General features: G+C 68.8%; 10 protein-coding genes. 5 read left to right on the top strand and 5 right to left on the bottom strand.

All coding sequences use genetic code 11. The features are described 5' to 3' along the window. The first annotated feature begins 131 nt into the window (after positions 1-131). The 4 genes from istA to G6O69_RS21670 all read left to right on the top strand — a co-directional run bounded on the left by istA (position 132) and on the right by G6O69_RS21670 (position 4,276). Positions 132-1,577 carry an IS21 family transposase gene (gene istA / locus G6O69_RS21655; RefSeq protein WP_172305412.1) on the top strand — a complete coding sequence of 482 codons (1,446 nt, stop codon included), beginning with the start codon at positions 132-134 and terminating at the stop codon, positions 1,575-1,577. Beyond that, a complete protein-coding gene (gene istB / locus G6O69_RS21660; protein WP_172305413.1) occupies positions 1,574-2,332 on the top strand; it encodes an IS21-like element helper ATPase IstB in 759 nt (252 codons plus the stop codon). The genes istA and istB overlap by 4 nt, the downstream gene beginning before the upstream one ends. Before the next feature lie 222 nt (positions 2,333-2,554). Then, positions 2,555-3,301 (top strand): hypothetical protein, encoded by a 747-nt coding sequence (locus tag G6O69_RS21665; protein WP_172305414.1) that lies wholly within the window; start codon positions 2,555-2,557, stop codon positions 3,299-3,301. A 171-nt stretch (positions 3,302-3,472) separates the two neighbouring features. Then, entirely contained in the window at positions 3,473-4,276 is an 804-nt protein-coding gene (locus G6O69_RS21670; RefSeq protein WP_172305415.1) for a lysophospholipid acyltransferase family protein, read from the top strand. 17 nt (positions 4,277-4,293) lie between these two features. Here G6O69_RS21670 and G6O69_RS21675 read toward each other — a convergent pair whose 3' ends face one another. Together G6O69_RS21675 and G6O69_RS21680 are read right to left on the bottom strand one after the other, a co-directional pair. Further along, a complete protein-coding gene (locus G6O69_RS21675; protein WP_172305416.1) occupies positions 4,294-4,908 on the bottom strand; it encodes a class I SAM-dependent methyltransferase in 615 nt (204 codons plus the stop codon). 17 nt (positions 4,909-4,925) lie between these two features. After that, entirely contained in the window at positions 4,926-6,056 is a 1,131-nt protein-coding gene (locus tag G6O69_RS21680) for a glycosyltransferase (protein ID WP_255215841.1), read from the bottom strand. A 183-nt stretch (positions 6,057-6,239) separates the two neighbouring features. Between G6O69_RS21680 and G6O69_RS21685 the strand changes: the two genes are divergently transcribed. Then, entirely contained in the window at positions 6,240-7,199 is a 960-nt protein-coding gene (locus tag G6O69_RS21685) for a calcium/sodium antiporter (protein ID WP_172305418.1), read from the top strand. A gap of 11 nt (positions 7,200-7,210) precedes the next feature. Here the strand turns inward: G6O69_RS21685 and G6O69_RS21690 are convergent, their stop codons facing one another. Genes G6O69_RS21690 through G6O69_RS21700 form a run of 3 tightly spaced genes read right to left on the bottom strand, consistent with a single transcriptional unit; the run spans position 7,211 to position 11,718 of the window. Further along, entirely contained in the window at positions 7,211-8,779 is a 1,569-nt protein-coding gene (locus G6O69_RS21690) for a hypothetical protein (RefSeq protein WP_172305419.1), read from the bottom strand. Next, positions 8,776-9,225, bottom strand: a complete 450-nt coding sequence (locus G6O69_RS21695; RefSeq protein WP_172305420.1) for a hypothetical protein — start codon at positions 9,223-9,225, stop codon at positions 8,776-8,778. Before G6O69_RS21695 ends, G6O69_RS21690 begins: the two co-directional genes overlap by 4 nt. 27 nt (positions 9,226-9,252) lie before the next feature. After that, a complete protein-coding gene (locus G6O69_RS21700) occupies positions 9,253-11,718 on the bottom strand; it encodes an Hsp70 family protein (protein ID WP_172305421.1) in 2,466 nt (821 codons plus the stop codon). Between the last annotated feature and the right edge of the window lie 502 nt (positions 11,719-12,220).

Consider the following 12,220-nt stretch of genomic DNA (forward strand, 5'->3'; position numbering starts at 1 on the left):
CGACAATAACTTTTGCCGGTCGACGACAACTAAACCTGCCGGTCCGAGCCAGCCAGAACGCGCGTGGGACGCTGGGGAGCAGGAGCCCCCACGTGGTCACGGACGAGCAAGTACGGCTGCTACGGAGCAAGATGAACCAAGGCAAGACACAGCAGGCCGCAGCAGCGGCGGCGGGAATGAGCGTGAGGTCGGCGCGGAAGTGGCAGAGCGGGCCACTGCCCTCGCAGACCAAGGAGCCGCGGCACTGGCGGACGCGCAAGAATCCCTTCGAGGGGGTGTGGGAGGAGAAGATCGTCCCGCTGCTCGAGCGGGACAAGGAGGGCGAGCTCGAAGCCAAGACGCTGCTGAAGCAGCTGATCGAGGAGAAGCCCGAGCGCTTCAACCAGGGCCAGCTGCGGACGATGCAGCGGCGGGTCCGGGACTGGCGAGCGCTGCACGGACCAGACAAGGAGGTCTACTTCCAGCAAGAGCACCCGCCCGGCGAGGAAGCGGCGCTGGACTTCACCAACTGCAACGAGCTGCAGGTGACGATCGCGGGCGAGCCCTTCCGCCACCTGCTCTTCGAGCTGGTCCTGGTCGCGAGCGCGTGGACCTGGGCCTGCGTGGCGCTGTCGGAGAGCTACGAGGCGCTGGTCGAGGGGCTCCAGCGGGCACTGTGGGCCCTGGGCGGGGTGCCGCGGAAGCTGACCCTCGACAACATGTCGGCGGCGACGCACGAGCTGAAGAAGGCGCGGGGCCGGAGCCTCAACAAGCGCTTCGCGGACGCGTGCACGCATCTGGGCATCGAGACGGTCCGGCGCATCAACGTGGGCAAGTCGCACGAAAACGGCGCGGTCGAGGTCCGGCATCGGCGAACCAAAAAGCTGCTGAAGCAGGCGCTGATCTTGCGGGGCAGCCGGGACTTCGCCAGCGTCGAGGATTACGAGCGCTTCGTCCAGCAGACCCTCGAGCGCGAGCACAACCAGCACGTCACGGCGAAGCTCGAGCTCGAGAGCCCCTTGCTGAGGCCGCTGCCGATCAAGCCGGTGCCGACCTACACGACCGAGACGCCGAAGGTCCGGCGCTGGAGCACGATCAAGGTGCGGGGGCGGATCTACTCGGTGCCTTCGCAGCTGATCGGCCACCAGGTCGAGGTCCGGCTGCACGCCAACGAGGTCGAGCTGCGCTACGGCGGTGAGGTGGTCGAGACCTTCCCGCGGCTGCGAGGCGAAGGCGCGCACCGCATCGACTACCGCCACGTGATCGCCTCCTTGGTGCGCAAGCCCGGGGCCTTCCCCAACTACTGCTTCCGCGAGGAGCTGTACCCCTCGCTGATCTTCCGCCGGGCCTACGACGCGCTCGAGCGCGCTCGACCCGGGCGCGGCCACGTCGACTACGTGAGGATCTTGCACCTCGCGGCGATGACGATGGAGTCGACGGTCGAGGCCGAACTCGCGCAGCTGCTCGAGGCCGGCGCGCCCTTCGACTACGCGACGGTCAAGCAGCGGGTCCAGCCCACGGAGTCCGAGGTCCCGCAGCTCGAGGTCGGCGAGCCCGATCTGGGCGTCTACGACGAGCTGCTCGGAGGTGCGGCGTGAACCCTCGACCCCCCGCCCACGCCGAGCAGATCACCACGCTGCTGCGCAGCTTCAAGCTGACGAGCGCGGCCGAGGAGCTGGTCCCGCGCCTGGTCACCGACGGCCACGAGCCAGCGCTGGCGACGATCGCCGAGGTCCTGGACCTCGAGGCCGAGGCCCGCCACGCTCGCCGAGTCGCTCGCCTGCGCCGGGCCTCGAAGCTCAGCGTCGGCAAGACCTTCGAGACCCTCGACGACAAGCGGCTGCCGCGACCGGTGGTCCGCAAGCTCCGCGAGCTGCAAGCCGGCGACTTCCTCGACGAGGCGATCAACGTGCTGGCCTTCGGCCTGCCCGGCGTCGACAAGAGCCACGCCCTCGCGGCCCTCGGCCACGCCCTCGTCGAGCAGGGCCGCTCGGTGCTGTGGACGCCGACCTACTCGCTGATCCAGGAGCTGCTCGCGGCCAAGCGAGATCTGGAGCTGCCCCGGAAGCTGCGTCGGCTCGACAACTTCGAGCTCGTGATCCTCGACGACATCGGCTACGTCAAGCAGTCGGCCGAGGAGGCCGAGGTCCTCTTCACCCTGCTGGCCGAGCGCTACGAGCGACGCTCGACGGCGCTGACGAGCAACCTGGTCTTCAGCGAGTGGGACCGGATCTTCAACAACAAGATGGCGACCTCGGCCGCGATCGACCGGCTCGTGCACCACTCGGTGATCCTGGAATTCAACGTGTCCAGCTACCGGACCGAGAAGGCCAAGGGGCGCAAGAAGGGCTGACGCCCGACGACAACTACACCGGGCTGCGACAACTGCCCGAACGACAACTACCCCGCGCGCGAGGTCGCCGTGCACGGGGACGCGCAAGTCTCGCACCGGCAGGAATAATCGTCGCCAATCGGAAAAAATAATTGACGCTGATCAAGTAGCTGGGGGACGGAGGATGTGCCGTTTTGTACGATTGGGGCGGCGGTTGAGGATGTTGGGGATTATGGGGTGATTGTGCTGCATGAGATGACGGACGGGGGGTATCAAGAGTCTGTGGATGTTTCGGGCGCGATGGTTTTGGCGTTTGTGGGGGCGGAAGGAGAAGAGCCTGTGTGGAGGAATGAAGGTACGGTCCCGTCGTTGGAGGCGAGGAATGGGGCAAAGCTATTTGTTGATGGTGTGAAGTTTTTGGATTCACTGGATTCTGCGATATCGATTTCGAATGCGGGTTCGTCCGTGTATGCGACGCACATATGGGCGGCGAAGAGTGATGATGTTCCTATTGTTGTCGATAATGGGTACCTATATGTTCGGGACTCTTTTGTGAGCTCTGCGAACTCTGGCGGAGGGACGTTGGATGCCGTGAGTGTTGGGTTGGCGACGTTTGATATTTTGTACTCGACGATAGGTGCAGGTTTGGGAGGTTCTGCAAATGGTATTTCTTGTGGGAGCGGAGGGGACGGGTCGAGTGTGAAAAAGACGTTTATTGTAAACTTGGGCGCTGCTCCAGAGATAGACTGTGAAGGAGCTTCTATGGAAGAGGTATTCCTGGAGGCAGACGCGTCCGAGCCTTTCGGAGAGGACTCGAACTGGTTCACGGACTTCGCCAACGGCGACTTCCACCTCACGGCGAACGCACCCGCCGAGCTAGCAACCTTCGCTACGTGGGCAGAGGGCGATCCGAAGACGGACATCGACGGAGAGCCGCGGAACGCGGTGGTGGGCGAAGCGGGCTACGTAGGCGCAGACGTCCCGAACTAAGCCGCCCACCCCACACCCAAGTCACAGCCTCCCCAGACTGTAAAGCCGCCGAAACGAGCCAACATCCCCCCAACCCGCGTCCCTTCGGTGAGCCAAAACCCCAGAAGTTCACTCGTAGACCCGCTCATCGCTCGACATCGCCCCCGGGATCCTGGCAAGGTTTGTGCGCGCATGAGCGAAGCCGAGCCCCAACCAACCTTGCGCATGAAGCTCTTCTCGCTGTGGTTTTGGGGCTACCTCGTGGCCAGCCTGACGGTGTTTTGGTTCGCGGTGGCGATCCCATGGCTGGTGATCACGCCTTTCGACCGTCGGCGGCGCTTCTCGCACTGGTACGCCTACACCTGGGCCAACCATCTACAGCGGGCGTCGCTGTGGCGGATCCAGGTCCAAGACGGCGAGAAGATGCGTGACGACCAGGCCTACGTGCTGGTCTGCAACCACCAGTCCAGCGGCGACATCCTGGCGCTCTTCTCTCTGCGCAAGCAGTTTCGCTGGGTGGCCAAGCGGGTGCTCTTTGGCGTGCCCTTTTTGGGGTGGATGATGGCCATGGCTGGTTACGTGGGCATCAAGCGCGGAGATCCCAACAGCCGCCACCGGATGATGCGCCGCTGTGAGGAGCAGCTGGCCATGGGCAACACGGTGGCGATGTTCCCCGAGGGGACGCGCTCGGAGACCGGGGAGATGCGGCCGTTCAAGATCGGGGCCTTCGTGCTCGCGTGCCGGGCCGACAAGCCGGTGCTGCCGGTGCTGATGGAGGGGGTGCGCGAGACGCTGCCGCGGAGCAGCTGGGTGTTCACCATCGACGAGATGATCTTCCCGGTCGTGAAGGTGCTGGATCCGGTCGAGCCGCGGGACTTCGACCATGACGCCGAGCGCCTGCGGGATCATGTCCGAGAGGTGATGATCCGCGAGCGCACGCTGCTGCGCGCCGAAATCGACGCGCGCGGTGGGCTGATGGTTCGGCCCCAGTCGTAGTCGCGGGGCTGACAGGCTCAGCCGCGCTTGCGCGCGAGCACCATGGTCCAGGGGAAGACGCCGGGCCGCTCGATGATCTCGAAGTGCTCGCCGATGAATTTGGCGAAGCCCCGCCTGGTCCAGTGGTTGACGTGGTCGGGGTCGTTTCCCCAGCGGCTGAGGTTCTTGCCGCGGGCAAAGTTGAGGGCGCAGAAGATCGGCTCCCAGGGGACGCTGAGCAGCAGCCACTGGTTGCTGAGCGCCTCGATGATCGGGAGCATCTGCTCGGGCTCGGGGATGTGCTCGAGGACCTCGAGCATCATGACCATGTCGAAGCGGCGGCCGTCGGCGGCGAGCTTGCGGGCGTCCTGCTGCTCGACGGTCGCGGCGGCGCCGAGCCGGGCCTGGGCCTTGGCGACGGCGGCTCCGTCGAGCTCGACGCCGCTGAGCTCGGCCTCGACGCCGCCCTTGACGAGGGCGTCGAGGACGTAGCCCTCGCCGCAGCCGAGCTCGAGGATCGAGGCGGGCTTGGCGAGGCCGACCATGCGGATCGCCTGCTCGTGAAAGCGGTCGATGAGCGCGCGCTGGATCGGGTTTTGGCTCTCGTGCTTCTTTTGATTCGAGCTGCGCTCGTCGACGTTGGTCGCGGTCACCACGGGCTCCTCTGAGGTCAGGCGTCCTCGGGGGTCGAGGGCGTGGGAGGGGTTTGGGAGGCGGCCGCGGTCTGGGCGACGGCCTCGGGAGGGACCACCGGGAGGTCGCGGCGGGTGTCGGCCGAGGGGTCGATGATGCGCGGGCCGTCCTGAGAGGTGAGGTCGTCGGGGGCGGCGATGCGCTCGAGCGGAGGGATGCGCTCGTGGGTCCCGCGGATCGAGTAGATCTCGCGTGGGGTGATGGTGGTCCGCACGAGCAGCTCACCGAGCAGGCCGAAGCCGAGGAACTGAAAGCCGGTGATGGTCAGGAGCACGCCCAGGGTCAGCAGCGGGCGCTCGTGCAGGGGCTGGCCGAAGAACCACAGCACGGTCAGGTAGAGCAGCAGGCTGACGCCGACGCCGCTGAGCATCATGCCGGGCAGGCCGAAGAAGTGCAGCGGGCGCGTGCGGTACTTGGTGACGAGCAGGACCGTGAGCAGGTCGAGGATGCCGTCGAAGAAGCGCTTGACGCCGAACTTGCTGACGCCGTGCTTGCGCGGGCGGTGGTTGACGACGAGCTGCTCGATGCGGAAGCCCTTGGCTCCGGCGAGCACCGGCAAGAACCGGTGAAAGCCGCCGTAGACCGAGAGCTCGCGGATGCACTCGATGCGATAGGCCTTGAAGCCGCAGTTGAAGTCGCGCAGGGGGATGCCGCTGAGCCGGCGGACCATCCAGTTGAAGACCTTCGAGGGCGCGGTCTTGCCGATCGGGTCGTGGCGGCGCTTCTTCCAGCCCGAGACCAGGTCGGCGCCGGCGTCGATGCGCTCGACGAAGTCGGGGATCATCGCCGGGTCGTCCTGGAGGTCGGCGTCGAGGGTCATGACGACCTGACCGCGGACGCGCTCGAAGGCGGCGGCCAGGGCCGGCGACTTGCCGAAGTTGCGGCGAAAGTGAATGACCCGGACCCGAGGGTCGCGCTCGGCGAGCTCGTCGAGCTTGCGATCCGAGCCGTCGCGGCTGCCGTCGTTGACGAACAGGATCTCGTGGCCGCGCCCCATGGACTCGCAGGACGCGGTCACGCCCTGGTAGAGCTCCTCGAGGGAGTCGACCTCGTCGAAGACCGGGATGACGACCGAGATCCCCGGGCGCGCTTCTCCTCGTGCGCTCATCGGGCCGGTGGATAGCATGTCGAGGGCGGAAGGGGAGGGGCCCGAGGGTCAATCCGTGCCTCGCGATGTGCTCGCGGCCGCGCAGGGTTTCTCCACGGGCTGCCAGTCCCGAGGTGGGGGTGCGGAAGCTCTCGAAAGTATGCGCTGCGCGGGCAGCTGAGCCATGACGTATGCTGCGCAGCCGTGGGCCTCGTCTTCGCAGCGCTCGCCGTGGTCGCCGGGCTCGTTGGCCTGGTGTTCGGCGCAGACCGCTTCGTGCTCGGCGCCTCGAGCCTGGCGCGGCGCATGGGCGTGTCGCCGCTGTTGGTCGGCATGTTGGTCGTCGGGCTGGGGACCTCCGCGCCCGAGATGCTGGTCTCGGCGACGGCGGCCCTCGACGGGTCTGGCGGCATCGCCATGGGCAACGCCGTGGGCAGCAACATCACCAACATCGCGCTGGTGCTCGGGGTCTCGGCGCTGATCAAGCCGATCAGTTTGCACCGCGAGGTGGTCCGGCGAGAGATGCCGGTGGTCCTGGTGATCACCTTGGTGGCCGGCGCGCTGCTCTGGGATCTGTACCTGGGTCCCTTCGACGGGGCGGTGCTGGTCACGGTGCTGGTGCTCTTCTTGATCCGGGCGATCCGCAGCGGGCGCGCGGCGAGCGAGGAGGACGAGGTGGGGGAGCCCTCGATGGGCTATGGCCGGGCCGGGCTGTGGCTGGGCGTGGGCCTGGTCTTGCTGGTCGGCTCGTCCCGTGGGGTGGTCTGGGGGGCGTCGTCGATTGCGTCGGCCCTGGGGGTGAGCGATCTGATCGTCGGGCTCACGGTGGTCGCCGTGGGTACCAGCTTGCCGGAGCTCGCCGCTTCGGTGGCCGCGGCCATCCGCGACGAGCACGCCATGGCGATCGGCAACGTGCTCGGCTCGAACGCCTTCAACCTGCTCGCGGTGCTGCCCTTCCCGGCCTTCATCGATCCTGGAGAGGTCGAGCGCGCGCTGCTCTTTCGTGACTACGCGGTGATGCTCGGGCTGACGGTGCTGCTGATGCTGTTCTCGATCGCGGTGCGCGAGCGCGGGCGGATCAACCGCGTCGAGGGCGGGGTGTTCGCGGCGCTCTACGTCGGCTACGTGACGCTGCTGGTGTTCTCGGCCGTGCGCGCGGGCTGAGCCGGGGGCGCTCACAGGCCGCAGCCGACGTTGCGCTCTTGCAGGCGGATGGCCTCGGCGTCGTCGACGGCGATGGCCTCGGTCAGCAGCCACTGGAAGATCGCGTTGCCGAGGGCCCGCTCGCTGCGCTCGTTCCACAGCCACACGGCGAGGTCGCAAAGCGGGCTGTGGACCTCCTGAAAGGCCAGGCGGCGCAGGCTGGAGCCGCCCAGGGAGGCGGCCTCGGCATACTGCTCTCGGATCGCCAGGAAGCCGAGCCACTCGTCGATGGGCGGGAGCTCGCGGTGCGAGGAGACGCGCGAGTCGAGGGCGCCCACGGCGATCTCGAGGCCGTCGAGGACCTGCGCGTGGAGCTCGCGGACGGCCTGGGAGAGCAGCTCGCTGGTCTCCCCCTGGGCGTCGAGGCTGCCAGGGCCGAGCTTGGCGCGGCGCACGAGGGCGAGGAGATCCCCGCGCACGCTCTGGCGCAGGGCCGCGAGGGTGGGGCCGGTGTCCTGGACGCGCAGGGCGAGGCCGCGGGTGACGAGGCGGCGGGCGAGGGCAGGATCCGCGAAGGCGCGGTCCCAGGCGGCGCCCAGACGGTCGAGCGCGGCGGCGTCGAGCTGCTCCGGCGCGCGGCCGAGGGTGAAGGCGTGCAGGCCGAGGGCGAAGGCGAGGCTGTCGCGCTGGGGCGGGAGCGGGGGATCGGGGAGCTGGCTGGCGCCGGCGCTGCGCTCGCTGGGGCCGGTGGTGCTCGGCTTGGTCAGCGCGAGGGTGAGCAGCGGGTGGGTGGCCAGGCGGTGGGGGGCGAGGAGCCAGCGCCAGTAGAGCTGGGCGTCGCTCGGGGTGGGCGCGTTGCCGAGCAGCCGGTCGGCGATGGTCGCGAGCAGCCGGGTGCTCCGTGAGCGGACGGGGGCGCTGGCGGCCAAGCTGGCGACCTCGCGCCACGCCCCGCGCTCGACGGCCTCGGCGCACAGCCACTCCCAGGTGAGCACGAGGGCGCGCTTGGGCGAGGCCGCGTCGTCGAGGGCGTCGACGCTGAGCAGCATGCGCCGGGCCGTGACCCGGTCGTTGCGCGCGGCCGCGAGCATGCCCGTGGCCACGATCCCCGATCCGCCCATGCGCCAGCGGACCGTGCCGGGCCTGGGGAGGGCGTCTCGGCGACGCTCGATCCACGCGAGCAGGTCGGGGCTGGGTTCGGGCTTGCGCGCGGCGGCCCAGGCCGCGGCGACGGCCGCTCCGTTGCGCACGTCGCCGCGCCAGATCCAAAAGCTCAGCCGGGTCAGGGCCCAGGCGAGGCGCGGCCAGCCCATGGGGATCAGCACGAGCCGGGTGATCGGCCAGGGGAAGAGGGTCAGGGCGCACAGCGCCAGCACGGGGAGGGCCTCGACGGCCTCGCGCCACTGGCCCCTGGCGAGGGCGCGGTAGGTCGCGGAGAGCTCGGCCAAAAAGAGCGGGCCGAGGCTCAGCCACACGGCCAGGGCGATCACCGCGCCCGCGCTCACGCCCGCCGAGGAGCCCCCGGCGGACTTGCCACGCGACGCGGACGAGGCCTGGGCGAGCAGGAGCACGAGCAGGCTGGCGATGAATACGGGGATCATCGCCGCCCCCTCTCGAGGCCGAGCGTCGCAAGGGCCGGGAAGGGGGTCGAGGCGAGATCGGGCGAAGGCGTGGGCTCGCCCTGCTGTGCCTGCGAGGACGCGGCTGTGTTGGTGTCTGGGTCGCTGGTGTCTGGGTCGCTGGTGTCGGCCGGCGCCGTCGAGGTCTCCACGCCGGGCTCGCTGCTGGCGGGGAGCTCGAGGGTCGCCCACAGCTCGTGGAGCAGGCGGCGCTCGGGGTCGCGCAGCTCGGCCATCGCCTCGCGGACGAGCTCCGGGGTGCGGGTGTGCTCGCCCAGGGGGCTGTGGTAGCGCAGCGCCGCGCTCAGGCCGAGCTCGAGCATGCCCAGGAGCGTGGCGCCCGCCCGCTCGACCTCGGCGCGCTCGCAGTCGCTGCGCAGGCCGAGCACGTAAAAGGGGTTCGAGGCCAGGTGCTGCTTGCCGGACATGGGGACCGGAGGGGTGAAGGGGCGCGGCTATCGTACCCCGGAGTCGAAGGAGGCCCGACGGGTCTTGGCGTCGGCGGGGAGCAGTCGCCAAAGGCGCTCGGTGACGCGGCGCAAGCTGGCGTTGTCCTGGCGGCCGAGGGCCTCGCGACCTTCGCGGATCAGCGACTGGGCCAGGGGCAGGTCGCTGGCCGCGTCGGCCTGGGAGGCGGCGTCTTCGAACAGGTATTCCCAGGTTCCGGGGTCGCGGTACCAGGCGGTCTCGCCGAGCTGGCGGGCGAGGCGAAGCTGGCGCTGGAGCTCGCGGGGATCGTGCTCCTTGGCCGCGCGGTCGATGGCGTCGGCGACCTCCTCGAAGAGCTTCTGCTCGCGCGGGGTGCCGTACTGGCTGATGCACGAGGACGCCCAGGTCATGGTCCGAACCTTGCGCTCCTCGAGCTCCGGCCAGCGCTTGCTCTGCTCGACCTCCTCGAGCTCCGCGTCGAGCTCGATCAGGCTTCGGCGCGCGCGCTGGCCGGCGTCCTCGTTGCCGCCGCGCGCAGCCTCGAGGTCGCGCTCGACCTCGCTGAGGCCCTGCTCCACGCGATCGAGGATCCCGAGCATGGCCGGGGTGCCGCTGCGGAAGGCGTCGCCGCGCAGCTGCCCCAGGCGCGCGCGCATGGCCTCGGCGCTGGCGAAGAGCACCTCGGGATCGGCGGCCGGGACGAGCAGGTGGGCGACCTCTTCGAACACCTGGTCGAGGCTGGGGACCAGGGCCCGGGCCGAGAGCCGGCCGCCGCGGTCGAGCTCCAAGGTCAGCTCGACCTCGGCGCCCGCGGGCAAGCTGGCCGTGATGCCCTCGCTGGGGATCTCGAGGGTGCCGACCAGGCGGCACAGGTGCGCGCGGTCGAACTCTCCCTGGACCACGGGGATCTTGAGCACGCAGCCCTCGCTGCCCTTGGCCACGGACTCGACCGTGTTGTGGGTGAAGGTCCGCTTGGCGGGCAGCGGGGTGCCGCGCTCGAAGTAGGTGCGGACGGTGTCGTTGGCCAGGGCCACGCCGATGGTCCGCGACAGCGGGGGGTCGCTGATCGTCACGCCCTGGACGATGGTGATCGTCGGCGGATCCACGGCCACGGCCGCGCCCTCGGCGTCCTTGGCGACGAGCTTGAACACGTTGGCCTTGCGCGGGAGCAGCTCGACGCCGATCACGAAGCCGCCCTCGCCGTCGATGGTGGTCGACTCGCTGGTCCACAGGCCGTCGCCGCGCTGGAGCTCGAGGCGGGCGGGGCGAGGGCCGGGGCTGTCGACGACGCGGCCGACGACGTGAGGGGCGAGGTCCGAGGACACCGCGGGGTACTGAAGCCACAGGCGTCGGCCGAGGATCTTGGGCTGGCTCGCGTCGGCGGGCGGGCGGGCGTCGAGGCCCGAGGTCGCCGCGTAGATCGCCGCGCCCTGGGCGACCAGGGTCATGGGGTCGTGGCCCTCGCTGATCGGCGCCCCGAGCATGGCCCCGACGCGCTCGCGCAAGAAGGGGGTGAGCGTGGGCCCGCCGACGAAGACGATGCGTTCGAGGCGCTCGGGCTCGACGCGGGACTGGCGGAGCAGCCGGCGGCAGACCTCGACGGAGCGCTCGACCAGGCCGGCGCACAGGGTCTCGAGGATCGAGCGGGTGAGCTCGAGCTCGACGTCGACCTCGTCGTCGCCGACGACCAGCGCGCGGGCGGGGACCATGAGCGCGTCCTCGCTGCGCGAGAGCTCGATCTTGACCTCTTCGGCGGCCTGCTTGAGGGCCTGCACGGCGCTGGCGTGCTCGGGGTTGGCCCGGCTGATCTCCACGCCCTCGCGGTCGGCGATCTGCGCGATGGCCCAGTCGACGATCGCCCAGTCGAAGTCGCGCCCGCCCAGGAAGTTGTCGCCGTCGTGGCCGACCACGCGCAGGAAGCCGTCGGTGGTCTCGAGCAAGGAGGCGTCGAAGGTGCCGCCGCCGAGGTCGTAGACGAGCCAGGCCCCGCTGTCGTCGCTGGCGCTCCAGCCCGCGGCCAGAGCCGAGGCGATCGGCTCTTGCAGCAGCTCGATCGACTCGAAGCCCGCGAGCTTGGCGGCCTCGGAGGTCGCGGCGCTCTGGGGCAGCTCGAAGAGCGCGGGGACCGAGATCACCGCCTTGCGCGGGGCGACCCCGAACTGGTCCTCCACGTCTTTGCGCAGGGACTCGAGGATCAGCGCCGCGAGCTCGGCCGGCCGCTTGTCCAGCCCCGCGGAGGGGAAGCGCAAGGCCTTGCCCGTGCCCATCAGGCGCTTGAACTCGCTGTGGGTGTTGCTCGGGTCGCGCTCGAGGAAGCGCCGCGCCCGGGCCCCCACGCTGATCCGTCCTTGCCCGTCGATGCGGACGACGGAGGGGGTCAGGTTGCTGCCTTGGCTGTTGCGGACCACCTTCGTCTGCTCACCGTCGAACACGGCGGCGGCGGAGTTGGTAGTCCCGAGGTCGAAGCCGACGTAGAGGGCCTTGTCCGACATGGTGATATCGACGTGCGAAGCGTGGGCTCAGCGCCGCGAAACCCTAGCACGCGACGGCATCTGCGCTCGCTGAGCCGTGGCTACGCACGAGCGCGCGGGAGGCTTCCCGGCGTCGTGACGCTAGAAGAAATTCCAACTCCACTGAATTCCATTGGCGCAAAGTCGCGCACGATGTTCCAGTTGGGCTGGAACAGGCTTCAGTGGAGCTGAACTTTCGTCGTCAGATCGGCAGCCCAGGGTGTCCTGACGATCAAAATTGACCGTGAAGTCGCCATGTTCGCAAGGACAGTCGGCTGATCCGATGAAAGCTTCGAAAGTGGCTTCGGTACCTCCATCGAGGTTCTAATCTCGTTCAAAGGGTGATCAATATGAATCTGAAAAAATGGTCAGTGCTGAAACCATCTCGGGGTGAAAATTACACCTTGTCTTCCAGTGTCTCTGAAATCTGGGTGTCCAAAAAATTTCAATATAAGTGTTGCGACTTCTGAGCCGAGACGATACA

It is taken from the genome of Pseudenhygromyxa sp. WMMC2535, assembly GCF_011083025.2.

Coding starts and splice junctions, on each gene's coding strand:
- G6O69_RS21695 (WP_172305420.1), bottom strand. CDS start 9,225: ATGTCCGGCAAGCAGCACCTGGCCTCGAACCCCTTTTACGTGCTCGGC.
- G6O69_RS21690 (WP_172305419.1), bottom strand. CDS start 8,779: ATGATCCCCGTATTCATCGCCAGCCTGCTCGTGCTCCTGCTCGCCCAG.
- G6O69_RS21700 (WP_172305421.1), bottom strand. CDS start 11,718: ATGTCGGACAAGGCCCTCTACGTCGGCTTCGACCTCGGGACTACCAAC.
- G6O69_RS21680 (WP_255215841.1), bottom strand. CDS start 6,056: ATGAGCGCACGAGGAGAAGCGCGCCCGGGGATCTCGGTCGTCATCCCG.
- istA (WP_172305412.1), top strand. CDS start 132: ATGAACCAAGGCAAGACACAGCAGGCCGCAGCAGCGGCGGCGGGAATG.
- G6O69_RS21670 (WP_172305415.1), top strand. CDS start 3,473: ATGAGCGAAGCCGAGCCCCAACCAACCTTGCGCATGAAGCTCTTCTCG.